Source organism: Microlunatus spumicola (assembly GCF_039536445.1).
Taxonomy (GTDB): Bacteria; Actinomycetota; Actinomycetes; order Propionibacteriales; family Propionibacteriaceae; genus Microlunatus; species Microlunatus spumicola.
Map to the genome: position 1 here is coordinate 695,179 of NZ_BAAAYR010000002.1, position 25,994 is coordinate 721,172.

Sequence of the window (25,994 nt, forward strand, 5' to 3'; positions counted from 1 at the left end):
GTCAGCGGCGCTTCATGTAGACGTCGAAGGCCTTGTAGAGCAGCGGGTTGAGCGGGAGGTCCCACTCGCCGAGGTACTCCACGGCCTGCCCGCCGGTCCCGACCTTGAACTGGATCAGGCCCAGGTGCGGGTCGTCGGCCTCGAGGCCCTCGGTGATGCCGCGCAGGTCGTAGACGCTCGCGCCCGCCTCCAGGGCGTCGCAGATCATCCGCCACTGAACCGCGTTGCTGCCGCGGACCTCGCGCTTGGCCGTGCTGCTGGCGCCGTAGGAGTACCAGGCGTGCCGGCCGACCCGGACCCAGGTCGTCGCGGCGACGAGGTCGCCCTCGTGGTGGGCGAGGTAGAGCCGGATCCGGTCGGGGTCCTCCTCCCGCAGCGCGTCCCACATGGTCTCGAAGTAGGACAGCGGCCGCGCGGTGAAGTGGTCGCGCTCGGCCGTCTCGACGTAGAGCGGGTGGAAGGCGGCGAGGTCGTCGCGGCCGCCCTGGGTGACGGTGACGCCGAGCTTCTCGGCCTTCTTGATGTTGCGGCGCCAGAGCTGGTTCATACCGGCGAGCAGCGAGGCGGGCGTCTCGCCCTCGACGGGCAGCTGGAAGACGAAGCGGGGCTGGCCGGCGGCGAAGCCCTCGTCCTCCGACGGCGGGTGCCAGCCGAGCTCGCGCAGCTGCTGGCGCAGGGCGCTGGCCGCGTGCTGGACCTCGTCGGGCACGGCCTCGCTGAGCCGGGTGACGCGCTCGTCGGCGATCGCGCGCTTGACCGTGTCCGCGCCCCAGCGGCGGGCGACGACGGGCGGCCCGATGCGGACGCCGAACGCGCCGGCCTTGTGCAGGTGCTCCGCGAGCGGGACGAGCCAGGCCTGCACGTCGCCCCCGGTCCAGTCGATGACCGGGCCCTCGGGCAGGTAGGCCAGGTACTTCTTCACCCGCGGCAGCTGGCGGTAGAGCACCAGGCCGGCCCCGACGGGGGCGCCGTGCAGGTCGCCCTCCTCGAACCAGCCGACCGACTCCGCCTTCCACTCGCTCTTGACCTTGCCCCAGGCGGGCGTCTGGAGGAAGGAGACCGACGGCTGGCCGGCGACGAAGCGGCGGTGCTCCTGAGTCGTGATGGTGCGTACCGCGAGAGCCACCCTGCGAGGTTAGTGGTTCGTCCGGCCCGGGGGTGCCACCGTGCGCGCCGCGTCACGCCGTGTCAGCGGGGGCTGACAGGATCTGGCGCACCAGTGGTCGTGACGGTCGAGGGGGAGGTCGCTCGTGAGCAGCACCGGGTTGCAGGTGGACGAGGCCGAGCTGCGGCAGGGCCTGACCGCCTGCCTGCACGTGCCGCGCTGGGTCGACGAGGTCGTGGCGCACGTGCCGTTCGCGTCGGTGGACGCGTTGCTCGCGGTGGCCGCCGAGGCGGCGACGCCGCTGAGCCCCGACGAGATCGACGAGGCGATGGCCGACCACCCGCGGATCGGGCAGCGCCCGGCGGGCACGGGGGCCGCGGCGTCCTTCTCCCGCGCCGAGCAGGCGTCCAGCCAGTCGGAGGACGAGGCCCTGGCCGCGCGGCTCCAGGCCGGGAACGCGGCGTACGAGGCGAAGTTCGGGCGGGTGTTCCTGATCCGCGCCGCCGGTCGGGCCCGGCCCGAGATCCTCGCCGAGCTCGAGCGTCGGCTGCGTCTGGAGCCGGCGGACGAGCTGGAGGTCGTCGGGACCGAGCTGCGCGACATCGCGCTGCTGCGGATCCCGCAGCTCTTCGCCCACGTCGACGCCGTCGCGCTCGACCAGTCGGCGGGCTACGACGACGGTGAGGCGGCCCGGTGAGCGAGGGTCGGAGCCGGGTCACGACGCACGTGCTCGACGCGGTCAGCGGACGGCCCGCCACAGACGTGGCGGTGCTGCTCGAACGACGGGGTCCCGACGGGTGGGGCCCGGTGGCGGAGGGCCGTACGGACGGCGACGGGCGGATCGGGCGGCTCGGCCCGGACGACCTCGAGGCGGGGACCTACCGGGCGACGTTCGCGGTGGGGGACTACTTCGCGGCGAAGGGGCAGGACACCTTCTACCCGGAGGTGGTGATCGGCTTCACGCTGGACGACCCGGCCGCGCACTACCACGTGCCGCTGCTGCTGAGTCCCTACGCGTACTCGACCTACCGGGGGAGCTGACGGACCGCTCTCGCGGTTCGTCGTCGGGCCCCCGAGACCACCCGACGACGCCATCGGTAACCCGGGATAGGGGATGCGCAGGGGATGGGCCTACCCGCGCGGGGAACACGACGCAGGCCGGACGCATCACGACCTATCCCGGGCGTCCGATGGAGAGAACTCCCGCAGACAAATCTAGCGGACGCGACTCGACTTCGTGGCCCTTCACCACAACAGATGTGATTGCTTTCTCAGCCAGCTCCATGAGGAGGGTGAAGAGCAGGGCGACGTCGGCCTCCGCGGGGTCCTCCGGCCAGGACCCGGCCTCCAGCCGACGGGCCAGCGCGGGCGCTCCCGCGACGTCGATCAGCACCACGTCGGCGTCCTTGCCCACGTCGAAGTTGCCGATGCGGTCGTCCAGGTCGAGGGCCTGGGCGCCCGCCAGCGTCCCGGTGTGGAGCAGCTCGGCGGGGTGCAGGGCGACGGCGTCCGCGCCGGGTTCCGAGAGGTGCACCTTGTAGGCGTCGTTCAGCACGCCGGGGATCAGCCAGCGGTCGCCGGCGCCCACGTCGGACCCGGCCGCGACGGTGACCCCGGCGGCGGTCGTCCGCCGCCACGGCATGGTCCCGGAGCCGAGGAACTGCTGCGAGGTCGGGCAGTGCGCGATCGAGCTCTGCGTCTCCGCCAGCCGGGCGAGCTCGGCGTCGGTGCAGTGCACGGCGTGGGCGAAGACGCTCCGGCGGCCCAGCAGGCTCTCCCCGCCCACGCGCGAGCCGGGGTGGAAGCGCCCGTCGTAGGTGTCGAGGTAGCTCTCCACCTCGTACATCGCGCGGACGGCCTCGACCTCGCCGCCCTGGGGGCTGCTGTTCTCGCTCAGGTGGGTGTGGACGTAGACGCCCGACCCGCGCGCGTCGCGGTAGAGCTCGCCGAGGCCGGCCAGGGTCTCCCGGGTCACGGACAGGGCGAAGCGCGGGACGACCGCGACCTGGAGCAGCGCCCTGCTCGGGTCGGCCGCCGGCGTGAGGTCCGCCTCACGGCCGTGCCAGCGCTCGATCTCGTCGACGACCAGGCCGAGGGCGTCCGCCTCGGCGGTGATCAGGGGGTTCGCGGAGGCGGGACCGACGGTCTGGATCCCGCGGCCGCTGACCAGCCGCAGCCCGGCCGCGGCGTGCGCCCGGAACAGCGCGTCCTGCGCCGCCGGGAACGCGGACCCGAAGACGAGGGCGGTCGTCGTCCCGACGGCGACCCGGCGGGCGACGAAGTCCTCCGCGGCCCGGACCGCGAGCTCCTCGTCGGCCAGCCGCGCCTCGGTCGGGAAGATGCACCGGTCGAGCCAGTCGAGCAGCCGGCCGCCGCCGTACGCCGCCGTCGCGTGGACCTGCGGGTAGTGCAGGTGGGTGTCGACGAAGCCGGGCAGCAGGAAGTCGGCGCGGGTGACCGCGAGCCCGGCGTACGCGGGGGGCAGCTCGGCGTACGAGCCGGTCCAGGCGATCCGGCCGGCCTCGTCGATGACGAGCGCCCCGTCCCGCAGCGAGACCAGCGAGGCCACGGCGTCGGCGAGCCGCGCGTCCCCGGCGACGTGGAACAGGTGGCCCCGCAGGACCCGCGCGGTCACACGAGACCGGTGTAGGCGTCCCACGCCGGGCCGGCGTCGGGGGCGTCGTCGCGCGTCACCTGCGCCTGGATCAGCCCGTAGGGGCGGTCGTCGGCGTGGAAGACCTCGCCGTGGTTCTCGATGCCGAAGCGCTCGAGGTCGTAGAGGAAGTGGTGCTTGTTGGGGGCGGACAGGCGGACCTCGGCGACGACGTCGTACGCCTCGAGAACCGCGCGGCCCATCTCGAAGAGGGTCTGCTGCAGCGCCAGCGAGTGCAGCGTGGCGAAGCGGCTGACCATCAGCGCCTTGATCCCGGCGTAGGTGGCGTCCCAGTCGACGTCGGTGCCCGTGAAGCGCCACCGCGCGACCAGCGACGTCGCCATCACGCGGTCGTGGGTGGGGGCGAGGGTCGTGAACTCGTCGACGTAGAAGTCCGCGAACTCCGAGCCGGTCGACTTGAGGATGACCAGGTCCTTGAACCCGCCGGTGACCCAGGTCTGCTGCGCGTCGCCGATGCCCTCGACGGTGACCGAGCAGAGCCGCGTCTCCTGGCCCTTGCGGACGAACGTGTGGTCGTGGCCCTCGCCGTCGACCTGCACGCGCTCCCAGGGGTAGTCCTCGATCTCGATCCGGGCGCCCTCGACGGGCGGGACGTCGTCGACGTAGTGCCGCGCCAGCGCCAGGCCGTAGTCCTCGATCGTGTTCAGCCCGACGACCTTCGCGTACGCGTACGCCATGTTCTTCTGGGTGTCGGTCGGGAGGACGTTCCGTTGGTCGCCCTCGAGGTGCGCGGGCGCGAAGTCGCCCTTGAGCGCGCTGGAGACGTTCACGTCACGGATCTCGTGGCGGGCGGTGTCCCGGTAGATCCGGACGACCCGGTTCTCCGCCTTGCCGTACCGGTGCGAGCCCAGGATGATCGCCATGCTCGGATGCTAGGACCCGCGCGTTACGACGACGCGACGACAGCCGGCGCCCCGGTTGTGGGGCAGGTTGTGCACCGAGTTCGGTGCACAAGGTGACGCGGTCCCGGACCTGTCCACAGGCAGCGGGGACGACCGGCACGATCGGCCTCCGCGTCACCACACTCCCGGCGTGCACGCACGGCAACCGCTACCTCCGGCGCTCCTCCGACTGGCCACGTTCCAGGACGGCGTCGTCTCGACCGCTCAGGCCGAGTCGGCCGGCATGACCCGGCACGTCATCGCCCGCTGTCTCGGTGACGGGCAGCTCAGCACCGTCGTGCGGGGCATCTACGGCATCGGCACGGCCGCCCCGACGTTCGACGGGCTCGCGTGGGCGGGCTGTCTCGTCGGCGGGGAGGGTTCGCGCGTCGGCGGCCTCGCCGCGGCTCGTCTGCTGGGCCTCGGCGACGAGGTGCCCGAGACCGTGACGGTGCTGCTGCCCGCGGGACGCCGGGCGCGACGGGACGACGGGCGGTGGGAGTTCGTGCGCGAGCGCCCCGGCGTGCGGTCCGGACCTGGCCGAGGATCTCCCCCGAGGTCGAGCGTGGAGGACACGGTGCTCGACCTGTGCGACCGGTCGGACCGGGAGGACGTCGTGGGCTGGGTCGCCGCCGCCGTGCAGCGGAGGCTCACGACGCCCGTGCGGCTCCGGCGTCGCCTGGACGCCCGGGACCGGGTGCGGCACCGTCGCCTCATCGCCAGCCTGGTCGAGGACGTCGCCGTCGGCGCCGAGTCGCCGATCGAGATCGCCTACCTCAACGACGTCGAACGCGCCCACGGGCTCCCGTCCGGCGAGCGGAACCGACGGCCCGTCGGCTCGACCTACCTCACCGACGTGAAGTACGACCCGTACGCGCTCCTCGTCGAGCTGGACGGGAAGCTCGGTCACCAGGGCAAGGGGCGGTTCCGGGACATGCGGCGCGACAACACGCATGTCCTGCTCGGCCGGATGACACTCCGTTACGGTCACGCGGACGTGCTCGCGCACCCCTGTGCGATGGCGAGCGAGGTCGCGGACCTGCTGATCCGGTGCGGCTGGAGCGGGTTCCCGAGTCGCTGCCGACGCTGCGCTCGCTCGGCCGGATAACGAGTCGACTTGTGCACCGAACTCGGTGCACAAGGTGCCACGTTGCAGGGTCAGCCGTGCAGGAGGCGCCAGAGGCGGTCGCGGGACATGGGGAGCTCGTGCGGGCGGACGCCGATGGCGTCGGTGACGGCGTTCGCGAGGGCGGGGGCGACGGGGTTGTACGGCGACTCGCTCATCGACTTCGCGCCGTGGGGGCCGAGCGCGTCCGCGGTGTCGGCGAAGAGGACCTCGGTGTCGGGGACGTCGGCCATCTGGGGGACGTGGTAGTTCCGCAGGACCGAGGTGGTGACCAGGCCGTCCTCGAGGACCAGCTCCTCGAACAGGGCGGTCCCGAGCGCTTGCACGACCCCGCCCTCGACCTGGCCGCGGCACTGCTGGGGGTTCATGACGAAGCCGGCGTCGGCGGCCTGCACCGACTGCAGGATCTCGACCGCACCCGTCGCGGTGTCGACGGCGACCCGGAACCCCTGGACGTTGAAGGCGAGCGAGCGGACCGCGCCGTCGCACCGGCCCTCGGCGGACAGCTCCCCGTCCGGGCCGACCAGCTCCGCGAACCGCAGCAGCGTGCGCCCGCGACGCAGGCCCGACGACTCGGGAAGCCAGTCCTCCGCGCGCCCGCCGCCACGCGTCACCGCGGCCCGGCGCAGCAGCCCGAGCAGCGCGGTCGCCGCCTCGTGCACCGCACGCCCCGCGACCACGGTCCCCGTCGAGCCGAACGCGCCGGTGTCGTGCTCGGTCACGTCCGTGTCGCTCTGCCGCACCGTGACCTGCCCCGCGGACGTCCCGAGCGCGCTGGCGACGAGCTGGGTGTGCACCGTCGTGGTCCCGTTGCCGAACTCCGCCGTCCCGACCCGCAGCGTGTACGCCCCGTCGCCGTCGACAGCCAGGTGCGCCACCGCCTCGTGCCCGCGCGGCGGGATGGTCGCGATCATGGCCATGCCGACGCCCTGGCCGACCTTCCAGGTGGGTCCGGCGGGCGGCTCGACGCCGTTCCCCCGGGCCAGCGCCGCCTCGACGAGGTCGAGGCACTGGTCGAGCCCGTACGACCCGAACCGCAGGTCGTCGCCCTCCACGTGCGTGACGACGAGGGGTTCGTCCGGGGAGATCATGTTCAGCCGCCGGAAGGTGAACGGGTCGATCCCGAGCTCGCCGGCCAGCTCGTCCATCGCGGACTCGAGCGCGAAGATCACCTGCCCGAGCCCGTAGCCCCGGAACGCGCCCGACGGCAGGTTGTTGGTGTAGACGGCCGCGGCGTCGACGCGCTTGTTCGGGACCGAGTAGACGGCGACGGACTCCGAGCACCCGTGGAACATGACCCCGCCCGCGTGGTTCCCGTACGCGCCCGTGTCGGACAGGACGTCGATCGCGAGCGCGGTGAGCCGGCCCTCACGGGTGGCGCCGAGCGTCACGTCGACGCGGAACGGGTGCCGGCAGGGCACGACCGTGAGCTCGTCGGTCCGCGTCATCTCGTACGCGACGGGCCGCCCGGTGGCCAGCACGGCCAGGGCCACGAGGTCCTCGGTGAGGATCTCCTGCTTGCCGCCGAAGCCGCCGCCGACCCGGGCGGTGAAGACCCGCACCCGGTCGCGCTCGAGGGAGAAGAGCCGCGCGATCTCGTCACGGACGAGGAACGGCACCTGCGTGCTCGTCCGCAGCACCAGCCGGGCGTCGGCGTCGAGCCAACCGACGGTCGCGTGCGTCTCGAGGGACACGTGCGCCACGCGCTGGGTCCGCCAGCGTCCGCGGACGACCGCGTCGGCCTCGCGGAGCCCGGCCTCGACGTCACCGTGCTCGCCGTGCAGCTCGGCGGCGACGTTCCGCGCCGGGTTCGCCACGCGGCTCTCGACCGGGTCGAGGTCGCCGTGCAGCAACGGGGCGCCGGGGTCGCGGGCGTGCTCGGGGTCGTGGTTCGCGGGCAGGGGGGTGTAGGTGACCTCGAGCGCCCGGCAGCCGGCCTCGGCCGCGCCGACGCTCTCGGCCACGACCACCGCCACACGCTGCCCCCGGAACCGCACCACCCGGTCGAGCACCCGGGTGTCGTCCGGGTCGTCCAGCCGGTTCGCGTGCCGCGCGGTGGAGAACGCGACGTCCGGCACGTCGTCGGCGGTCAGCACGGCGACCACGCCCGGGACCGCGCGGGCGGCGGTGGCGTCGACCCGCTCCACGACCGCGTGGGCGTGCGGGCTGCCGAGCACCTTGAGGTGCAGCAGGCCGGGCACCGCGACGTCGAGCGTGTACGGCTCCCGCCCGGTCACGATCCGCCGTCCGGCGGGGGCGGCGACCGGCTGGCCCACGCCGTCGCCGTCGGTCTCACGCGCCAGCGGCCCGGAGGTGATGGCCTCGCGGATCGCGCGGTAGCCGGTGCAGCGGCAGAGGTTGCCCTTCATCAGCCGCGGCAGGTCGTCCTGCTGGACGGCCTCGGCCTCGTCCAGGGCCGACGCCGTGACCACCATCCCGGCGGTGCAGAAGCCGCACTGGAAGGCGGCCCGGTCCACGAACGCCTGCTGCACCGGGCTCAGCCGGTCGCAGGTCCCGAGCCCGGAGACCGTCGTGACGTCGTGCCCGACGGCCCGGACGGCGGGGTAGATGCAGGAGTGCACGGGCGTGCCGTCCACGAGCACGGAGCACGCACCGCAGTCGCCGGAGTCGCAGCCCTTCTTGACCTCGAAGTGCTCCAGGTCGCGCAGGAACGTCCGCAGGCACTGGCCGGGACGGGGCGTCGCGTCGACAGGCCGTCCGTTGACCGAGGTCATGCCAGCTCCTCCAGGATCTCGAGCCCGAGGACGACGGCCATGGCCCGGCGCCAGTCGGCGGCGCCGTGCGCGTCGCTGAACCACGCGTCCACGGCCTCGACGTCCGCCCGCAGCGTCCGTGCCGATGGCGGCTCGGGGTAGCGCAGCTGCACCGGGCGGACCGTCCCGGCCGTGATCGTCAGCACGAACCCGCCCGTCGGCGGCCGGCGACCGACGAGGACGACGCCCGACCGCCCGATGGGAGACAGGGCGATCTTGCGGTACGCGGTCCGGCTCGCCAGCGCCTCGGGGGCGAACTCCACGGACCGCAGCACCTCGCCCGGTCGCAGGGCGTTCGTGGTGTCGCCGGTGACGAAGGACGCGGCGGGCAGCCGGCGGTCCGTGCCGTCCGGCCCCCAGAGCAGCACGTCGGCGTCGAGCCCCGCGGCCAGGCTCGTCATGGGCCCGGCGGGCAGGGCGGTGCAGAGGTTGCCGCCGATGGTCGCCACGTTCCAGACCTTGAAGGACCCGAACAGCGCGGTGCACGTCTGCCGGAACAGCGGCGCCGCGGCCCAGACGTCGGCGTACGCGGCGGAGAGGGCGGCGATCTCGACCATGGGGCAGGTGGCGGCGAGGCCGAGCCCGCCCGCGTCGACGGTCACCGGGGTCCAGCCCAGCGTGGTGAGGTCCAGCAGCGTGGTCAGGTGGCGGTGCTGTTCCGCGAACAGGATCGAACCGCCCGCCAGCACCGCCACGCCCGGCCCGAGCGCGGCCAGGTCGGCGCGCGAGCGGACCGGCACCACGGCGCCCACCGTGTCCTGGTCCATCAGCCCATTAAAGGCGCGCGCCGTTTCGCCCAGGTAAAGAACGCTCCGTGGCGACGACGGGCTCCGGCGCGCCCAGCGACGTGACGGGCGCGGTCGGCGGCCTCGGGCGACCGGTCCGCGACCCGTAGAGCACCCCGCCGACCACGAGCACGCCCGCGACGAGCTCCACCAGGTCGGGGACCTCGTCGAAGAACAGCCAGGCGCTCAGCACGCCGGCGACGGGCACGAGCATGGCGAACGGGGCGACGACGCTCGACGGGTTGCGGGCGAGCAGCGTGTTCCACAGGCCGTAGCCGAGCAGGCTCGCGACCAGGACGACGTAGAGCAGCCCGAGGACGGCGGGCAGGGCCTCCAGGGTGAAGGCCGTGCGCAGCGAGTCCCAGTCCCGGCGCGGCCCCTCGAGCAGCAGGGACAGCGCCAGCAGGGGGAGCGGCGGGACGACCGACATCCACAGGGTCAGGTGCAGCGGCTTCGGCGCGCGGGCCTGCCGGCTGCAGATGTTGCCGACGGCCCACCCGAAGCCGGCGGCGACGCAGAGGAGGACGGGGACCAGGGCGGCGGCCGACCCCTCCGCCGCCCGGTGCACGGCGATCACGGACAGCCCGGCCACGGCGACGAGGACGCCGACGACCTGACGGCCGTTCAGCCGCTCGCGGAGGAAGACCGCGCCGAGGACCACGGTGAAGGGGACGCAGGCCTGCAGCACCAGCGACGCGAGGCCGCTCGGGAGCCCCGCCGCCATCGCGACGTAGAGCAGCGCGAACTGGACGGTGCCCGTCCCGATGCCCAGCCCCAGGAACCAGCGCAGCGCGACCTTCGGCCGCGGCACGAAGAGGATCGTCGGGATCGCCAGCAGCGTGAAGCGGACGGCCACCATGAACAGCGGCGGGAAGTGCTGCAGCCCGAGGGCCGTCGCCGGGAAGTTCACGCCCCAGCAGACGGCCACGAGCAGCGCGAGCAGACGATCCCGGAGCGGCACCCCACCATCGTCGCGGCCAGGGTGCAGGGCGCGGGCGGATTACCGGCCGGCGGACGAGGACCACGCGCGGAGCACCCATGATGGCTCCGTGATGCTCCACCTGCGCCTCGTCGTGCCGGCGCCGAAGGCGGACGCGGTGGTGAGCACGCTCCTGGACGACGCCCGCGTGACCGACGTCGTCCGGCTGCCTGGCGCGGCGCTGCGCCCGGCCGGGGACCTCGTCACCTGCGACGTGACCCGGGAAGCCGCGTCGGACCTCCTCGGCTGGCTCCGGCGGGAGGGGCTGTTCGAGGACGGTTCGGTGACGGTCAGCGACATCTCGGCGTCCCCGTCGGTGAACGCCCGCGAGGTCGAGCGGGCCGCCCCGGGCGCGCCCGACGACGCGATCGTGTGGGACGCGGTCGTCGACAACGCGTACGGCGAGGTGCGCGGGTCCTGGTCCTTCTACGCGTTCCTCACCCTCGCCGTCACGATCGCGGCGGTGGCGGTCGTCACCGACTCCTCGATCCTCGTGGTCGGCGCCATGGTGGTCGGCCCCGAGTTCGCCGCGGTGGCCGCGCTCGCGGTCGGGCTCGTCGCCCTCCGGCGGCGCCTGGTCGTCGCGTCGGCCCGGCTGCTGGTCCAGGGCTTCGTCGTGGCGATCGCCCTCACCCTGGTGCTGGCGCTGCTCGCCCGGGCCGCCGGCTGGGTCGAGCTGGGGGACGTGACGGGCCCGCGGCCCCTGACCGGCTTCATCTGGCGCCCGGACCTCTGGTCGGCGGTCGTCGCCGTCCTCGCCGGGTGCGCCGGCGTGCTCTCGCAGACGGGCGGGCGGACGAACGCGCTCGTCGGCGTCTTCATCTCCGTCACCACGGTGCCGGCCGCGGGCGACTTCGCCCTCTCCCTCGCCCTCGGCGCGACCGACCAGCTGTCGGGCTCGGCCGCCCAGCTCGGCATCAACCTGGCCGGGATGGTCCTGGCCGGCGTCGCGACCCTCGTCGTGCAGCGTCTGGCCTGGCACCTGGTGGTCCGGCGGCGCCGGGCTCTGTCGTCTGGGGGGTCGACCCCCCACACCCCCCGGTGACCTTCTCTCGCTGGCGCTCGCGGAGGTCGGGCTGTGCCGTCTGGGGGGACGACCCCCCAAGCCCCCCGGTGACCTTCTCTCGCTGGCGCTCGCGAAGCTCGCGTGGGGGAACGACCCCCCACGCGACCTGAACAGCTAGAGCGAGGTGATCTTGCCCGGGTTGAGGCGGTGGCTCGGGTCGACGGTGTCGATGACGCCCTGCACCATCGCCACGCCTGGCACGGAGATGTCGTCGCCCAGCCAGCGGCTGTGCTCGGTCCCGACGGCGTGGTGGTGCGACAGCGTCCCGCCGGCCTCGATGAACGTCCCCTGCAGCGCCTCCTTGACCCGGTCGTACTGCGCGATCGGGTCGACGCCGTCGTGGGCGAAGGCGAACGTGAAGTACAGGCAGGCGCCCGAGTGCTCGGAGTGCGAGAGGTGGCACATGATCCAGCCGGTCACGCCGAGGTCGGCGTAGACCTTGCGGACGTTCTCCACCACGGCGTTGTAGAGCGGGAACAGCTGCGACCACGGCGCGGCCGTCTCGGACACGTCGGCCGCGCCGCCCCGGTCAAGCAGGAAGTCGCGGATGTACGGGGTGTCGAACTTCTTCTGGTCGTAGAGCACGGCCGGGCCCTTGCCCAGCCCGACGCCGCCGTGCGCCTTGATGATGGCGTTGACGATGCCCTTCTCGTGCGCCACGTGGGCGCGCCCGCCCTCGAAGCCGATGAAGCTCAGGCAGGACTGGTCGAGGTCCCAGCCGCGGCGCTCCAGGTGCTTGAACAGCTGGGTGCCGACCGTCGAGGAGACGGAGAAGCCCTTGGACGCCTTGCGGGTCGCGAGCGACATCTGGGTCTCGAACTGGTCGCTGACGCGGGTGACCGACGGGTGTGCGTCGCTCGTCGAGATCTCCTGCATGGCCGCCAGGCCCGCCTCGAAGCTCGGGAAGAGGTAGGCGAGCATCAGCCGGTTCTCGGGGATGCGGTGCACCTGGACGGTGACCTCGGTGATCACGCCGAGGCGCCCCTCGGAGCCGAGGACCATCTCGCGGGTGCTCGGCCCGGTCGAGGTGCTGGGCACCGCGCGGACGACGAGCGTGCCCTCGGGCTGCACCACGCGCATGCCGCGGGCGATCCGGGCGATGTCGCCGTACTTGTCGGACTGCATGCCCGAGGAGCGGGTCGCGACCCAGCCGCCGAGGGTGCTGTGGGTGAAGCTGTCGGGGAAGTGGCCCATCGTCCAGCCGCGCCGGCCGAGCTGCTCCTCGAGGTCCGGACCGAGCACGCCGGCCTGGACGCGGGCGAGGCCCGAGTCCTCGTCGACGTCGAGCACCTGGTCCATGCGGCCCAGGTCGACGGACAGGACGGTGCGCTGCTCCTCGGCGAGCGGGTGCAGGCTGCCGGAGATGTTGCTGCCGCCGCCGAAGGGGATCAGCACCAGGTCGGCCTCGCCGGACAGGTCGACCAGGGCGCGGACGTCGGCCTCGCTGCCGGGGTAGACGACGGCGTCGGGGACGCGGGGGAGGTCGGCGGCGCGCAGCCGGAGGAGGTCGCGCAGGCTCTTGCCGTAGGTGTGGACGACCCGGTCGAGGTCGTCGTAGGTGACGTTCGCGGCGCCCACCGCGTCGGTCAGGCGGCCGCGCACGTCGTCGCCGATCCGGGGAGCGGGGACGTGCAGCTCCTCGATGGACATCGGGGCGACCGGAGGCTGGGTGATGTCGATCCCGACGGCCCGGCTGACGAAGGCCGGGAAGGCGGGCTTGTCCTCCCAGTGGAAGGAGACGCCCTCGACGCCCCAGCCCCACCACTTCATGTGCTTGACCGCCGGCATGCCGCCTGCCTCCTCGTTCACCATCGACCCGGGAAAGGGTCCCGGTCGAGAGTAACGGCTCGTGCCGACAGGTCCGGCCTCCGCGGGACGGTCGTCAGTCGCGGGGGAGGCGGCGCGGCTCGACGCCGATGCGCGCGGCGTGGTCCTGCGCCTCGTCGTAGAGCCCGCGGACCTCCTTGGCGATCCGCTCCGAGAACCCCGCGACGGACTCGCCGTCGTCGGGACGCATCGGCTCGCCGAAGTTCACGTAGATCGGCGGTTTGCCCTTGCCCGGCCACGTCTTCCCGTACGGCATCGCCTCGTTCGCGCCGTAGAGCGCGATCGGCAGGCACGGGACGTCGCGGCTGATGCAGAGCGCGGCGGCGCCGGGCTTGAAGTTGGCCATCTCGCCGGTCCGCGAGCGGGTGCCCTCGGGGAACAGCAGCAGGGGGACGCCGTCGTCGAGCAGGCTGGTCGCCAGGCCGCGCCGGCCCCGCAGGCCCGAGCGGTCGACGGGGAAGGCGTTGAAGAACAGCGCCGTGAGGCCCTTGCGCCACCAGACGTCGAAGAAGTAGTCGGCGGCCGCACCCGCGGCGACGTAGCGCCCGAGCTTGCCCGGCAGCGCCCCGATGATGAGCGGCGCGTCGAGATGGCTCGAGTGGTTGGACACGGCCACGTACGGCCCGTGCATGTCGTCGAGGCGGTCGGCGTTGAGCACGGTCACGTCGGCCTTGTGCCAGATGAAGGGCTTCAGGACCCCACGCTGGGCTACGAACCTGGCCCCGGCCATGACCGGCGAGGTGTAGCGGCTGCGGCTGGACACGTCGATCACCCTATCGGACTCGTGCGTTCACACCCCGTTCACGACGGGGCGACACGGAGGGTTCGTCACCACGACCCGCCCGGTTGCCGCCCGGGCGTGTGATCTGCGCCGTCAGTGCCGGCTGGAGGAGAGCTTGCGGGAGGCGGCCCGGACGGCGGAGCGCGGCGCCAGGCGGACGGCGGCCATCAGCACGCGGTAGCGCTTAGACGGGATCGAGACGACCTTGCCGCGCGCGACGTCGGCCAGGCACTCCGCCACCAGCCGGTCGGCGTCGAGCCACAGGGCCGACGGGATCGACGAGGTCCGGATCGCGGCCCGCTCGTGGAACTCGGTGCGCACCCAGCCGGGGGCGAGCGCGGTGACGGTCACGCCGGTGCCCGTCAGCTCGTTGGCCAGGGACTCGGAGTAGGTCATCGCCCACGCCTTGATCGCCGAGTAGGAGCCCATGGCCATGTAGCCGGCGGTCGACGCGACGTTCACGATCGCGCCGTGGCCCCGCTCGCGCATCGCGCGGCCGGCCGCGCCGCCCAGGATCAGCACGGCCACGACCATCACGTCGACGGCGTGCTCGTGGGGCGTCGTGTCGGGGTCGGTGAGGCGGTGGTGGACGCCGAAGCCCGCGTTGTTCACGAGCAGGTCCACCGGGCGGGAGGCGTCGGTCAGGCGGGCGGCGACGGCGAGCACCTGGTCGCGGTCACCCAGGTCGGCCGGCAGGACCTCGACCCGGACGCCGTACGTCTCGCGGAGCTCGGCCGCCGACTGCTCGAGCCGGGCCACGTCACGGGCGACGAGCACGAGGTCGTCGCCCCGGGCGGCGAGCTGGCGGGCGAAGGCGGCGCCGATCCCGGACGTCCCGCCGGTCACGAGGGCCGTAGGCATCCCGCGATCCTACGGAGCCCGGTCGCGTGGACCGGGCAGCGGGTTCAGTCGACGTCGCCCGCGCGCGTGCCGTGCGCGAACGTGATGACGAGCAGCACCAGGGTGCCCATCATGGCCACGGCCCCGTAGCTGACGAACGCGTACGGGTAGGGCGTGAGGTGGTCGTACGGGGTCATCACGAGCCCGACGATGCCGACGCCGAGCGCGATGATGCCGACCACCAGGCCGAGGGTCAAGATCACCTTGCGCACGAAACGTCTCCTAGCTGTCGGTCGGGCTGCTGCTCACGCTAGCCGATGCGGCGACGGAGCCGGAGCGCGTCAGTCGTGCCGGGTGTCGAGCAGGGTCGCCGTCTGGCGGGCGATCTCGAGCTCCTCGTTGGTCGGCACGACCAGGACGGTGACCGGCGAGCCGTCCGGCGAGACCACGCGGGCCTCGTGGGACGGGGCCTCGTTGCGCTCCGGGTCGACGGACAGCCCCAGCCGGCCGAGCGTCTCGACGACGGCCGCCCGGAGCCGCGGCGCGTTCTCGCCCACCCCGGCCGTGAACACCAGGACGTCGAGGCCGCCGAGGACCGCCGTGTAGGCGCCGACGTAGTGGCGCAGCCGGTGCACGTAGACGTCGAAGGCGAGCCGGGCGTCCCCGTCGCCGGCGTCGGCGCGCGCCAGCACCTCGCGGAAGTCGTTCACGCCGGCCAGGCCCTTGAGCCCGGACCGCTTGTTCAGCATGGTGTCGATCTCGGCGACGGACATCCCGACCTGCTCGTGCAGGAAGGTGAAGACCGCGGGGTCCACGTCGCCGGAGCGGGTGCCCATGACCAGGCCCTCCAGCGGCGTGAGGCCCATCGAGGTGTCCGCGGCGACCCCGCCGGCGATCGCCGAGGCCGAGCAGCCGTTGCCGAGGTGCAGCACGACCTGCTGGAACGACTCCAGCGGCCGGCCGAGGAGGTCGGCGGCGGCCCGGGAGACGTAGCGGTGCGAGGTGCCGTGGAAGCCGTAGCGGCGCACCCGGTGCTGCGTCCGAATGTCCTCCGGGAGCGCGTACGTCGACGCGGCCGGCGGCAGCGAGGTGAAGAAGGCGGTGTCGAAGACCGCGACCTGGGGGATGTCGAACGCGGCCCGCGCCGCCTCGATGCCGGCCAGCGCGCCCGGGTTGTGCAGGGGCGCGAGCGGCACGAGGTCGCGGATGTCGGCCACCACCGCGTCGTCGACCAGCACCGGGTCGGAGAAGTCCGGACCCCCGTGGACGACCCGGTGCCCGACCGCCCGCAGGCCCGTGCGCCCGAGGTCGAGCCCGGCGTCGGCGAGCTGGTCGGTGACCACGCTCATCGCGGCGCCGTGGTCGGGGACCCCGGCCCCGTCCGGGCCGCCGTCCTCGCCGATCCGCTCGACGAGGCCCTTGGCGAGCACCTCGGCCGTCCCGGGCACCACCACCTGGTACTTGAGCGAGGAGGACCCGGCGTTCAGCACGAGCACGGCGTCGCGCGCGTCGGTCATCAGCTGTCCTGCGCCTGAACGGCGGTGATCGCCACGGTGTTCACGATGTCCTCCACGAGCGCTCCGCGCGACAGGTCGTTGACGGGTCGGTTCAGGCCCTGCAGGACGGGGCCGATGGCGACCGCGTGCGCGCTGCGCTGCACCGCCTTGTACGTGTTGTTGCCCGTGTTGAGGTCGGGGAACACGAAGACGGTGGCGTGGCCGGCGACGGCGGAACCGGGCAGCTTGGTCCGTGCGACGTCCGGGTCGATCGCGGCGTCGTACTGGATCGGTCCCTCGAGCGCCAGGTCCGGGTCGCGCTCGGCGACCAGCGCGGTGGCCGCCCGCACCTTCTCGACGTCGGCGCCGGAGCCCGAGCTGCCGGTGGAGTAGGAGAGCATCGCCACCCGCGGGTCGATGCCGAACTGCCGCGCGGTCGCGGCCGAGGAGATGGCGATGTCGGCCAGCTGCTCGGTGGTCGGCTCCGGGATGACGGCGCAGTCGCCGTAGACGAGGACGCGGTCGGCCAGGCACATGAGGAACACGCTCGAGACGGTGCTGACGCCCGGCTTCGTCTTCACGAACTCGAGGGCCGGGCGGATCGTGTGGGCGGTCGTGTGGACCGCGCCGGAGACCATCCCGTCGGCGAGGCCGAGGTGCACCATCATCGTGCCGAAGTAGGAGACGTCGGTGACCACCTCACGGGCCCGCTCGAGCGTCACGCCCTTGTGGGCCCGGGCCTCCGCGTACGCGGCGGCGAACCGTTCGACGAGCTCCGGGTCGGTGGGGGACAGGACCTTCGCGGCGTCCAGGTCGAGGCCGAGCGCGGAGGCGCGGACGCGGACGCTGTTCTCGTCGCCGAGCAGGGTCAGGTCGGCGACGCCCCGGCGCAGCAGGACGTCGGCGGCGGTGAGGATCCGGTCGTCGTCGGCCTCGGGCAGCACGATGTGCTTGCGGTCGGTCCGGGCCCGCTCCATCAGCTGGTGCTCGAACATCAGCGGGGTCCGCACCTCGGAGGCCGAGACGTCTATCGCCGCCAGCAGCGCCGCCTGGTCGACCTGCTCCGAGAACAGCCGCCGCGCGGTCTCGATCTTGTTCGGCGAGTCCTTGCTCATCGGCCCGCGCACCTTGAGCAGGCGCTCCGCGGTGGTGAACGTGCCCAGGTCGGTGAGCGCGATGGGCAGGTCGGACCGGACACCGTCGGTGAGCCGTCGGATCGTCTCCGGGAGCTCGTAGCCGCCGGTCAGGAGGATCCCGGCCAGGGTCGGGAACGTGCCCGACTGGTGGGCGAGCATGAGGCCCGGGATGAGGTCCGTCCGGTCGCTCGGGGCGATGACGGCGACGTCGGGGCGGAGCCGGTCGAGCACGTTGGGCAGGCTCATGGCGGCGACGATGATGCCGAGCGCGTCCCGCCCGGTCCACGCCTCGCTGCCGAGGACCAGGTGCCCGTCGGCGGCCTCGACCAGCGCGCCGAAGGTCGGGGCGGACAGCAGGGCGCTCTCGGGGATCGCGGCGCAGAGCACGTCGGCCGTGCGGGAGAGGGCGTCGCGCACGGCGTCGAGGTCGTCCGGCTCGACCCGGTTGGCGACGATCGCGACGGTGGCCGCGTGGTTGGCCCGGAGCTCGGTGAGCGCGCTCTCGGCGGCCGCCTGCACCTGCGCCGGCGTCCGGTCGCGGCCGTGGACGACGAGCACGACAGGTGAGCCGAGGTTGGCGGCGACCTTCGCGTTGAAGGAGAGCTCGGTGCCGGTCGACACGTCGGTGTAGTCCGAGCCGAGGACGAGGACGACCTCGAAGCGGTCCGCCACCTGCCCGAAGCGCTCGACGATCTCGTGGAGGGCCTCGTCGGGGTTCTCGCGGGCGAGGTCGTACGTGACCCCGATGGCCTCGTCGTAGGTCTGCCCGACCCCGGGCTGGGAGACGAGCAGCTCCACGATGAGGTCGCGCTCGCCCGCCTCCGGGTGGGCGCCGACCGTCGTGAGGGGCCGGAACACCCCCACCGAGCCGACCTCGCGGACGAGGGCGTCCAGCAGGCCGAGCGCCACGGCCGACTTGCCCGTCAGCCCTTCGGACGACGCGACGTAGACGCTGCGGCTCACACCGGGAGGCTACGGGGCCCGCCCCGCCGGGGCGAGAACGGATATCCAGCCTCAGTTTCCGCTGCGTTTGTCCCCTGGCCACAGACGGTGACGGGTGTGCGCCCCTAACCTGTCCGGGTGGTGAACACACCGCGCCTCGAGGGACTCACGGACTGGCGCCCGCTGGCCCGCGGGGGCTTCGCCGTGGTCTGGGAGGCCCGGCAGGAGTCGCTGAACCGCCTCGTCGCGGTCAAGATCATCACCCGCAAGCTCGACAACCCCGAGGAGCGCGACCGCTTCCTGCGGGAGTCCGGCGCCGCCGGCCGGATGTCCAGCCACCCCGGGATCGTGACCGTCCACTACGCGGGCCTGCTCGACGACGACCGGCCCTACCTCGTGATGGAGCTGTGCACCGGGGGTTCGTTGACGCGGCGCCTCGAGGCGGGCAACCGCCCCAGCCAGGAGTGGGTCCGCGACCTCGGCGTGCGGATCGCCGACGCCCTCGACGCGGCGCACGCCCAGGGGGTGCTGCACCGTGACGTCAAGCCGGCGAACGTGCTGATCGACGCCTACGGGCACGCCGGCCTGGCCGACTTCGGGCTCGCCGTGATGACCGACGGCATGGACCTCGAGGAGCGGCTCGAGGCGCTGACCCCCGCGTACGCGCCCCCGGAGGCCTTCGCGCCGCACACGCCGACCGCCAGCGGCGACGTCTACTCGCTCGCCGCCACGCTCTACGCCCTGCTCTGCGGCCACGCCCCGCGGGCCGTGGACCCGGGCGAGGCCGACCCCGACATGACCGCCGCGCAGGTCGTCATGGCGCACCTCGACGACCCGGTCGAGCGGCTGCCCGACGTCGACCCGGGCCTGATGGACGTCCTGATCGAGGCGCTCGACGACGACCCCGCGCAGCGCCCCTCGGCCGCCGCGTTCCGTGACGCGCTGCAGGCGCTCCCGCTCGGGGCACCCGTCGCCGCGCTCCTGCCGCAGCTGGACGAGCCGCTGGCGTCCGCGACCACCGCGCCGCCGGAGCCCGTTCCGACCGCCGCGTCCACGGGGTCGTCGGCGCCCCGCCGCTGGTGGCCGCTGCTCGCCGCCGCCGTGGCCCTGCTCGCGCTCGTGGCGGTGGTCGTGGTCGCCGTCGGCGGCCGTGACCGCGGCGTCGCCGCGCCGGCCCCGGAGCCGTCCGCCGTGGCCACGAGCGCCACCCCGAGCCCGACGCCCACCCTGCTGACCGGGTTCACGGACTGCAGCGCCACCGTCGGGCAGCCGGCGCAGTGCGGCCCGAGCACGCCGCAGTGCTGGGGCGGCGTCCCGTCGGCCTTCGACGGGCTGATCGTGGCGACACCCGCCAGGTGCGACGAGACGCACGTCTACCAGACCTTCGCGGCCGGCCCGCTGACCGCGCCGGTGATCCGGCAGTCGCAGCTCGACGCCGACCCGGCCGCCAAGGCCATCTGCACCCGCCGCCTCGTCAACGCGATGCTGCCCGCCGACGAGCGGCGCGGCGACTGGGAGATCTTCACCATCCCGGCGCAGAGCGCGGAGGAGGACGAGGCCTACTTCCGCTGCGTCTTCGGCCGCGGGGAGCGCGACGCGCCCCTGACGCTCCGCTCGCCCGGCTGACCCGCGAGGGGCTGCCGACTCAGACGGCCAGGCGCTCCCGGAGCCAGGCGATGTCGGCGCTCTGGCCGTCCTCGCCGCCGGGCGTCTCCACGACCACGGGTGCGCCGGCCTCGCGGACGACGCCCACGAGCGCGTCCGGGTCGACCTGCCCCTCGCCCAGGTTGGTGTGCCGGTCGGCACCGGAGCCCGCGGCGTCGCGCGAGTCGTTCGCGTGCACCAGGTCGATGCGGCCCGTGATCGCCCGGACGCGGTCGACCAGGCCGTCGAGGTCCTCTCCGGCGGCGTGGGCGTGGCAGGTGTCGAGGCAGAAGCCGACGCCCGCCCCGCCGCCGTCGCCGACGGCGTCCCAGAGCTGACCGAGCCGGTCGAGGTGGCGGGCCATGGCGTTGTCGCCGCCGGCGGTGTTCTCGATGAGCAGCGGCACGGCGAGGTCCAGCCGCTCGACGCACTTGCGCCAGTTGTCGAACCCCTGCGCGGGGTCGTCGGCCTTGAGCACGTGGCCGCCGTGCACGACGAGCCCCGCGGCGCCGATCTCGGCCGCGGCGTCGAGGTGCTGCTGGAGGAACTTGCGGCTCGGGATCCGGATCCGGTTGTTCGTGGTCGCCACGTTGAGCACGTACGGCGCGTGGACGTAGAGGGCCACGCCCGCCTCGGACGCCGCGGCCTTGAGCGCCGCGGCCCCGCCCTCGTACGCGACCTGCGGCCCCTTCCACCCCTGCGGGTCGCCGAGGAAGAACTGGGCCAGGCCCGCGTCGCGCGCCCGGGCCTCCGCGACCGGGTCGACCTGGTCGCCGTGCCCTCCTGCCAGCAGGTCCGTCATGCCGCGAAGGCTAGCGCCGCCCGCTGACGGTCTGCTGCGTTCAGTCGCGCCCGGGCTCGCCCGGCGGCGGCCCGTACGGCTGCGGCGGGTAGGGCTGCTGCTGGGGGTAGGGCTGCTGCTGGGCGTACGGCTGCTGGCCGTAGGCCTGCGGCGGGTAGGGCTGCTGCCCGTAGCCCTGGGGTGCGTACGGCAGGCCGTAGGGACCGGGCGGCACGTCCTGGCCGGGCGGGCCGTAGCGGACGGCGCCCGGGGAGGTGGGCAGCATGCACATGATCAGCGGGATGAGCCCGGTGACCAGGCCGAGCAGGAGGAAGAGGCCGCTGAAGCCGGCGTCGTGCAGCCGGCGGCAGGCCACGGCGAGGGTCGGGAGGAGCACGGCCAGGTAGAAGAGGCCCGCGAGCGAGAGGCCGACGGCGAAGAGCGGGCCGGGGCCTCCGTCGGGCGTGGCGGTGGCCGCGGCGATCGCGCTGGTCGGCAGGACCAGGACCAGGAGCACTCCGACGACGAACAGGTACCAGTACCAGAACTCGGCCCGGCCGGCCCGGCCGTCGAAGGCGACGTACTCACGGAAGCCGCGACGGACGGCGTCGGCGAAGGTGATGTCGTAGACGGGCCGGCCCAGCGGCGGGCGGCCGGCGTCGGTGGTGCTCACGTGCGGGCCTCTCGGAGGTGCGTGGCCGGGGGCGGGGCCGCGGAGCTGCTGCTCCGGGCGGGCCCCGCCACCGGCCGGTCGGTCAGCGGCCGTACATCCCGTTGAACGCGCCGGTGGCGTTCAGGACGAAGCTCAGCACCATCAGCACCGCGGCGATGATGATCCCGGCCAGCGCCAGGTTGTTCTTGTAGCCGACGGCCTTCGACTTGTTGTAGGCGATGATGCTGATGATCAACCCGGCCAGGCTGCACAGGAACGCGAGCACGAACCCGACGATCGTCAGGGTGCGGTTCGGGTCGGCAGCGGCGGGCGGCGGGGCGGCCTGGTAGTAGGCCATGGTGGTGCTCCTGGTCTGTGGGAGGTCGACTGAGGGCAGCGAGCGTAACGGCTGCGGGGGTCGCCGCAGCCGTTATCAACAGGGCCGATGCATCGTGATGCAATCTTGATCTGCGTCCGGGAACTCGCTCCCGGGCCGCCTGAGGAGGTCACGGATGATCACGGCCCGGCCCCTCGCCGAGGACGACCTGCCCGCCGTCGTGGAGCTCCTCCACGCGTACGACCGGCGGTGGTTCTCGGAGCCGACGCTGGGTGCGGCGGACGTGCGGGCCGAGTGGTCCGCGCCCGCCTTCGACCTCGCCACGGACAGCGAGGGCTGGGAGGAGGACGGGGAGCTCGTCGCCTTCGGGACCCTGGGCACGCGCGGCGGGATCGAGGTGGCGGTGCGCGACGACTGGGCCGGGGCCGGCCTGGAGGACGCGCTCCTCGGACGCTGGGAGACGGCGGCCCGCGACCGCGGCCTCGACACCGTCCACCGGGACCTCCCCGCGGCCGACGAGGAGGGACGCGCCCGCCTGGAGGCGCGGGGCTGGGTGGTCCGGCGCACCGGCTGGCTGCTGCGGCTCCCGACCGGGGCTCCGGTCGAGGCCCGCGAGACGCCCGGCTACGTCGTGCGGCCGATGCGGGCGGACGACGTGCCCGCCGTGCACGGCGTGGTCGACGACGCCTTCTCGGTCTACGGGCACCGGCGCTCGTACGAGGACTGGCGCGCGGGGACCGTCGACCGGCCGGACGTCACGCCGGAGCACTGCCACGTGGCGACCCGGGACGACGTCGTCGTGGGTGCCTGCCTCGTCGTCGACCCGCCCCCGGACGCGGGGCCGGAGGCGGAGGCGTGGGTGCCCCAGCTCGCGGTGGCCGACGACCACCGCCGCCACGGCCTGGCCCGGGAGCTGCTGGCCCGCACGACCCTCGCCGCCCGGGGGCGCGGGGTCCCCGGGCTCGCCCTCTACACCAACGAGGACACGGGTGCGCTGGGCCTCTACGAGCGCTTCGGCATGCTCGTGCGCCACACCCTCGTCGAGTGCAGCCTGACCCTCTGAGCCCGACCGGCGCGGCCGTCCCCGCGCGATTAGCCGCGGACCGGGCGCGGCGGGTATCTTGGTCGGCTGGTGCCGCGTCCTGCGCGGTGCCGCGGCCCGACCCCTCGATGGGGCCCGGGCCAAGCAATCGCCCTCCTGCCACGGGGACGTCCCGTGGCCGCAGAGACCAGAGGAGGTGGAGTTCGCGATGCGCCCTTACGAGGTCATGGTCATCTTCGACCCCGACACCGACGAGCGTCAGGTCCAGCCGACGCTCGAGCAGCACCTGACCGTCATCACCAAGGCCAACGGCACGGTGAACAGCCTGGAGGTCTGGGGTCGTCGCCGTCTGGCGTACGAGATCCGGAAGAAGACCGAAGGCATCTACGTCGTGCTGACGCTGTCCGCCCAGCCGGACGACGTCAAGGAGCTGGACCGTCAGTTCACGCTCAACGAGTCGATCATGCGCACGAAGGTCATCCGCACCGACGCGCACTGATCGTCGGTCCACAGGCCGTCCTCGCGCGAGTGGGTTGTCCACAGATCCACCGCGCGACCGGGACGGCTGTCAGCCTCGGCTGGCACTGTGACCTGAGCAGACCCGCAGACGACGGTCCACGAGACACACGGAGCACCCATGGCAGGCGAAACACCCATCACGCTCATCGGCAACCTGACGGCCGACCCCGAGCTGCGCTTCACCCCCTCGGGGGCAGCGGTCGCGAACTTCACCGTCGCGTCCACCCCGCGCACGTTCGACCGGCAGACCAACGAGTGGCGTGACGGCGACGCCATGTTCCTGAGCTGCGCCGTGTGGCGCCAGGCCGCGGAGAACGTGGCCGAGTCCCTGCAGAAGGGGATGCGCGTCATCGTCTCCGGTCGCCTGAAGTCCCGCAGCTACGAGACCCGCGAGGGCGAGAAGCGCACGGTCTTCGAGGTCGACGTCGACGAGATCGGCCCGGCGCTGCGCTACGCGACCGCCAAGGTCACCCGCACCTCCAGCGGAGGCGGCGGGGGCAACGGCGGCGGCGGTGGCGGCGGCGGTCGTCCCTCCGGCGGCGGCGGTGGCGGCAACCAGGGTGGCGGCTCGTTCGGCGGCGACCCGTGGGCCACCGGTGGTGGCTCGGGCGGCGGCGGCGGCTCGCGCGGCGGGCAGTCGTCCGGCGGCCAGTCCGGCGGCGGCGACGACCCGTGGGCGACGCCGCAGAACGACGAGCCCCCGTTCTGACGGGTCCTGCCCGGACGGACCGCTGCTCAGGCGGACCACGACGCCTTCGACCGGTGCACGACGACCGGTCGACAGGCATGAACCAGCAACACACGGACCATTCCGGCTCGCGGGGAGAACCGCAGCCGGGCTCGGAAGGAGAGCACCACAATGGCCAATGACCGGGATCGCTCCAGCAAGCGCGAGAAGCCGATCAAGAAGAAGTCGAACCCGCTCCGCAAGGGGCAGGTCATCGACTACAAGGACACCGCGACCCTGCGGAAGTTCATCTCCGAGCGTGGAAAGATCCGCGCCCGCCGCGTGACCGGGCTGTCCGTCCAGGACCAGCGCAAGGTCGCCATCGCCATCAAGAACGCCCGCGAGGTCGCGCTGCTGCCGTACGCCTCGACGGCTCGCTGAGAAGGAGGGCAACGCAGATGAAGCTCATCCTGACTGCCGCCGTGGACAACCTCGGCCTGGCCGGCGACGTCGTCGAGGTCAAGGACGGCTACGGCCGCAACTACCTCGTCCCGCGCGGCTTCGCCATCCGGTGGACCCGTGGCGGCGAGAAGCAGATCGACGGCATCAAGCGCAGCCGTGACGCCCGCGAGATCCGTGGTCTCGACCACGCCAACGAGGTGCGCGGCCAGATCGAGGGCCTCGAGGTCTCGCTGACCGAGCGGGCCGGTGAGAACGGCCAGCTCTTCGGCTCCGTCACCGCGGCCGAGGTCGCCGCGGCGATCAAGAAGTCCGGGGGACCGTCCGTCGACCGTCGCTCGGTGCGGATCGAGAAGCCGATCAAGGCCGTCGGCACCCACACCGTGGGTGTCAAGCTGCACGACGCGGTCACCGCGCACGTCAAGCTCACGGTGAACGCGGCCTGACCTGACGCCGACGGCCATGAGGAAGCCAGCGTGATCACGCCCTCCGCCCAGGAGGTCGAGGCACGTCGTCGGGGGACCACCCGGCGCGTGCCGTGGGTCGTCCTGCTGGTTCTCCTCATGGCCGCAAGCGTCTTCACCCCGCACATCGGGGTGGCGGTCGCGACGGAGTTCGGGCGCTCGCTGTTCCCGGCGAGCGCCTTCTTCCTCGCGGCCCAGGCGGGCGGTCCGGCCTTCGGGCAGGTGACCGACGTCGACTCCCTGGCCGCCGGACTCAACCTGGCCTACTTCGGCCTCTCCTTCCAGCACGTCGGCCTGCTCTTCGGCGTGGCCTTCTGCTGGGTGCTCGCGGTCCCCGACGTGGGCCGCTGGGTGAGGCGTCTCGCCCTCCTCGGCGGGTGGTGCCTGAGCATCAGCGCACCGGTCGTGATCATCGCCTACCAGCTCATCGTCGGCGGAGGCGTCGCGGCCCACCTGGGCATCGCCTGGGTCTTCTCCCTGCTCGCCGGCCTGATCCTCATCGTGGGCGCCCGCCTGGCCAAGAGCCGGCTGGACAGCACCTGGTACTGGAGCAAGCCCGACTGGAACGGCTGAGCCGTGACCCGTCCGCCGCTCGCCGAACAGCTCGACCTGCAGCCGCACCCCGAGGGCGGCTGGTTCCGCCGGACGTGGACCAGCGACGTGCCGGTGGTGCCGCCCGGTGCCGATCCTGACGTCGTCCGCCCCACCGCGACCGCGATCCTCTACCTGCTCTGCGCCGACGAACGGTCCCGCTGGCACCAAGTGCGTTCCGCCGAGCTGTGGCTGCACCACCGGGGCGCGCCCCTCGAGCTCCGGCTCGGCGGCTCCGGGCCGGCTCCCGGCCAGGAGACCGTCGTCGTCCTGGGCACCGACGTCGAGGCCGGTCAGCAGCCGCAGGTGCTCGTCCCCGCCGGCACCTGGCAGGCGGCCGGTGCGGCGACGGACGACGTGCTCGTGAGCTGCGTCGTCTCGCCCGGCTTCGACTTCGCCGACTGGACCCTCGCCGACTGAACCCTC

The 25,994-nt window shown here is 73.4% G+C and carries 27 protein-coding genes; 12 read left to right on the forward strand and 15 right to left on the reverse strand.

What is annotated here, in order from left to right; genetic code table 11:
- Nucleotide 1: 1 nt before the first annotated feature.
- On the reverse strand, nt 2-1,126 hold the full coding sequence (locus ABD665_RS12180) for a peptidoglycan bridge formation glycyltransferase FemA/FemB family protein (protein WP_204910422.1): 1,125 nt from the start codon (nt 1,124-1,126) through the stop codon (nt 2-4).
- Between the two features lie 124 nt (nt 1,127-1,250).
- On the opposite strand from ABD665_RS12180, the gene uraD reads away from it, so the two are divergent.
- Nucleotides 1,251-1,802: a 2-oxo-4-hydroxy-4-carboxy-5-ureidoimidazoline decarboxylase gene (uraD, locus tag ABD665_RS12185; protein ID WP_204910421.1), complete on the forward strand. Its 552-nt coding sequence runs from the start codon at nt 1,251-1,253 to the stop codon at nt 1,800-1,802.
- A complete protein-coding gene (gene uraH / locus ABD665_RS12190) occupies nt 1,799-2,146 on the forward strand; it encodes a hydroxyisourate hydrolase (RefSeq protein WP_204910420.1) in 348 nt (115 codons plus the stop codon). The genes uraD and uraH overlap by 4 nt, the downstream gene beginning before the upstream one ends.
- A gap of 133 nt (nt 2,147-2,279) precedes the next feature.
- Here the strand turns inward: uraH and ABD665_RS12195 are convergent, their stop codons facing one another.
- Complete coding sequence (locus tag ABD665_RS12195) at nt 2,280-3,740, reverse strand: amidohydrolase family protein (protein ID WP_204910419.1); 1,461 nt, start codon at nt 3,738-3,740, stop codon at nt 2,280-2,282.
- Entirely contained in the window at nt 3,737-4,642 is a 906-nt protein-coding gene (gene pucL / locus ABD665_RS12200) for a factor-independent urate hydroxylase (RefSeq protein WP_204910418.1), read from the reverse strand. Before pucL ends, ABD665_RS12195 begins: the two co-directional genes overlap by 4 nt.
- A 169-nt stretch (nt 4,643-4,811) precedes the next feature.
- Between pucL and ABD665_RS12205 the strand changes: the two genes are divergently transcribed.
- The gene (locus ABD665_RS12205) at nt 4,812-5,768 is read left to right on the forward strand and encodes a type IV toxin-antitoxin system AbiEi family antitoxin domain-containing protein (protein ID WP_204910417.1); all 957 of its coding nucleotides are present in this window, start codon (nt 4,812-4,814) and stop codon (nt 5,766-5,768) included.
- A 50-nt stretch (nt 5,769-5,818) separates the two neighbouring features.
- On the opposite strand, the gene ABD665_RS12210 is transcribed toward ABD665_RS12205, so the two are convergent.
- The 3 genes from ABD665_RS12210 to ABD665_RS12220 are packed head-to-tail and all read right to left on the reverse strand — an operon-like array spanning nt 5,819 to nt 10,306.
- Nucleotides 5,819-8,521 (reverse strand): molybdopterin cofactor-binding domain-containing protein, encoded by a 2,703-nt coding sequence (locus ABD665_RS12210; RefSeq protein ID WP_204910416.1) that lies wholly within the window; start codon nt 8,519-8,521, stop codon nt 5,819-5,821.
- Nucleotides 8,518-9,327: an FAD binding domain-containing protein gene (locus tag ABD665_RS12215; RefSeq protein WP_204910415.1), complete on the reverse strand. Its 810-nt coding sequence runs from the start codon at nt 9,325-9,327 to the stop codon at nt 8,518-8,520. The genes ABD665_RS12210 and ABD665_RS12215 overlap by 4 nt, the downstream gene beginning before the upstream one ends.
- Nucleotides 9,328-9,334: 7 nt before the next feature.
- Nucleotides 9,335-10,306, reverse strand: coding sequence for an EamA family transporter (locus ABD665_RS12220; protein WP_204910414.1), 972 nt, complete (start codon nt 10,304-10,306; stop codon nt 9,335-9,337).
- Between the two features lie 91 nt (nt 10,307-10,397).
- Between ABD665_RS12220 and ABD665_RS12225 the strand changes: the two genes are divergently transcribed.
- On the forward strand, nt 10,398-11,369 hold the full coding sequence (locus ABD665_RS12225) for a DUF389 domain-containing protein (protein ID WP_204913687.1): 972 nt from the start codon (nt 10,398-10,400) through the stop codon (nt 11,367-11,369).
- A gap of 135 nt (nt 11,370-11,504) precedes the next feature.
- On the opposite strand, the gene ABD665_RS12230 is transcribed toward ABD665_RS12225, so the two are convergent.
- The 6 genes from ABD665_RS12230 to pta all read right to left on the reverse strand — a co-directional run bounded on the left by ABD665_RS12230 (nt 11,505) and on the right by pta (nt 18,433).
- A complete protein-coding gene (locus ABD665_RS12230) occupies nt 11,505-13,178 on the reverse strand; it encodes an FAD-linked oxidase C-terminal domain-containing protein (RefSeq protein ID WP_204910413.1) in 1,674 nt (557 codons plus the stop codon).
- 94 nt (nt 13,179-13,272) lie between these two features.
- Nucleotides 13,273-13,980 carry a 1-acyl-sn-glycerol-3-phosphate acyltransferase gene (locus tag ABD665_RS12235; RefSeq protein WP_204910412.1) on the reverse strand — a complete coding sequence of 236 codons (708 nt, stop codon included), beginning with the start codon at nt 13,978-13,980 and terminating at the stop codon, nt 13,273-13,275.
- A 111-nt stretch (nt 13,981-14,091) separates the two neighbouring features.
- Nucleotides 14,092-14,859, reverse strand: a complete 768-nt coding sequence (locus tag ABD665_RS12240) for an SDR family NAD(P)-dependent oxidoreductase (protein ID WP_204910411.1) — start codon at nt 14,857-14,859, stop codon at nt 14,092-14,094.
- 44 nt (nt 14,860-14,903) lie between these two features.
- The gene (locus tag ABD665_RS12245) at nt 14,904-15,110 is read right to left on the reverse strand and encodes a hypothetical protein (protein WP_204910410.1); all 207 of its coding nucleotides are present in this window, start codon (nt 15,108-15,110) and stop codon (nt 14,904-14,906) included.
- A gap of 69 nt (nt 15,111-15,179) precedes the next feature.
- Nucleotides 15,180-16,355 (reverse strand): acetate/propionate family kinase, encoded by a 1,176-nt coding sequence (locus tag ABD665_RS12250; protein ID WP_204910409.1) that lies wholly within the window; start codon nt 16,353-16,355, stop codon nt 15,180-15,182.
- On the reverse strand, nt 16,355-18,433 hold the full coding sequence (pta, locus tag ABD665_RS12255; protein ID WP_204910408.1) for a phosphate acetyltransferase: 2,079 nt from the start codon (nt 18,431-18,433) through the stop codon (nt 16,355-16,357). The genes ABD665_RS12250 and pta overlap by 1 nt, the downstream gene beginning before the upstream one ends.
- Before the next feature lie 117 nt (nt 18,434-18,550).
- Here pta and ABD665_RS12260 point away from each other — a divergent pair, with 117 nt between their 5' ends.
- On the forward strand, nt 18,551-20,038 hold the full coding sequence (locus ABD665_RS12260; protein WP_204910407.1) for a protein kinase domain-containing protein: 1,488 nt from the start codon (nt 18,551-18,553) through the stop codon (nt 20,036-20,038).
- A 19-nt stretch (nt 20,039-20,057) separates the two neighbouring features.
- Here ABD665_RS12260 and ABD665_RS12265 read toward each other — a convergent pair whose 3' ends face one another.
- The 3 genes from ABD665_RS12265 to ABD665_RS12275 all read right to left on the reverse strand — a co-directional run bounded on the left by ABD665_RS12265 (nt 20,058) and on the right by ABD665_RS12275 (nt 21,847).
- Nucleotides 20,058-20,858 (reverse strand): deoxyribonuclease IV, encoded by an 801-nt coding sequence (locus tag ABD665_RS12265; RefSeq protein WP_204910406.1) that lies wholly within the window; start codon nt 20,856-20,858, stop codon nt 20,058-20,060.
- A gap of 40 nt (nt 20,859-20,898) precedes the next feature.
- Nucleotides 20,899-21,510 carry a DUF805 domain-containing protein gene (locus ABD665_RS12270; RefSeq protein WP_204910405.1) on the reverse strand — a complete coding sequence of 204 codons (612 nt, stop codon included), beginning with the start codon at nt 21,508-21,510 and terminating at the stop codon, nt 20,899-20,901.
- A gap of 82 nt (nt 21,511-21,592) precedes the next feature.
- On the reverse strand, nt 21,593-21,847 hold the full coding sequence (locus tag ABD665_RS12275; RefSeq protein ID WP_204910404.1) for a hypothetical protein: 255 nt from the start codon (nt 21,845-21,847) through the stop codon (nt 21,593-21,595).
- Nucleotides 21,848-22,001: 154 nt separating this feature from the next.
- Here ABD665_RS12275 and ABD665_RS12280 point away from each other — a divergent pair, with 154 nt between their 5' ends.
- The 7 genes from ABD665_RS12280 (at nt 22,002) to ABD665_RS12310 (ending at nt 25,988) form a co-directional block, all read left to right on the forward strand.
- Nucleotides 22,002-22,889 (forward strand): GNAT family N-acetyltransferase, encoded by an 888-nt coding sequence (locus tag ABD665_RS12280; protein ID WP_204910403.1) that lies wholly within the window; start codon nt 22,002-22,004, stop codon nt 22,887-22,889.
- 187 nt (nt 22,890-23,076) lie between these two features.
- Nucleotides 23,077-23,367, forward strand: coding sequence for a 30S ribosomal protein S6 (gene rpsF, locus ABD665_RS12285; RefSeq protein ID WP_204910402.1), 291 nt, complete (start codon nt 23,077-23,079; stop codon nt 23,365-23,367).
- Nucleotides 23,368-23,505: 138 nt separating this feature from the next.
- Entirely contained in the window at nt 23,506-24,096 is a 591-nt protein-coding gene (locus ABD665_RS12290; protein ID WP_204910401.1) for a single-stranded DNA-binding protein, read from the forward strand.
- 150 nt (nt 24,097-24,246) lie between these two features.
- Nucleotides 24,247-24,495, forward strand: a complete 249-nt coding sequence (gene rpsR, locus ABD665_RS12295) for a 30S ribosomal protein S18 (protein ID WP_204910400.1) — start codon at nt 24,247-24,249, stop codon at nt 24,493-24,495.
- 17 nt (nt 24,496-24,512) lie between these two features.
- The gene (gene rplI / locus ABD665_RS12300; RefSeq protein ID WP_204910399.1) at nt 24,513-24,959 is read left to right on the forward strand and encodes a 50S ribosomal protein L9; all 447 of its coding nucleotides are present in this window, start codon (nt 24,513-24,515) and stop codon (nt 24,957-24,959) included.
- A gap of 30 nt (nt 24,960-24,989) precedes the next feature.
- The gene (locus tag ABD665_RS12305) at nt 24,990-25,550 is read left to right on the forward strand and encodes a hypothetical protein (RefSeq protein ID WP_204910398.1); all 561 of its coding nucleotides are present in this window, start codon (nt 24,990-24,992) and stop codon (nt 25,548-25,550) included.
- 3 nt (nt 25,551-25,553) lie between these two features.
- Nucleotides 25,554-25,988 (forward strand): cupin domain-containing protein, encoded by a 435-nt coding sequence (locus ABD665_RS12310; protein WP_204910397.1) that lies wholly within the window; start codon nt 25,554-25,556, stop codon nt 25,986-25,988.
- Nucleotides 25,989-25,994: the final 6 nt, after the last annotated feature.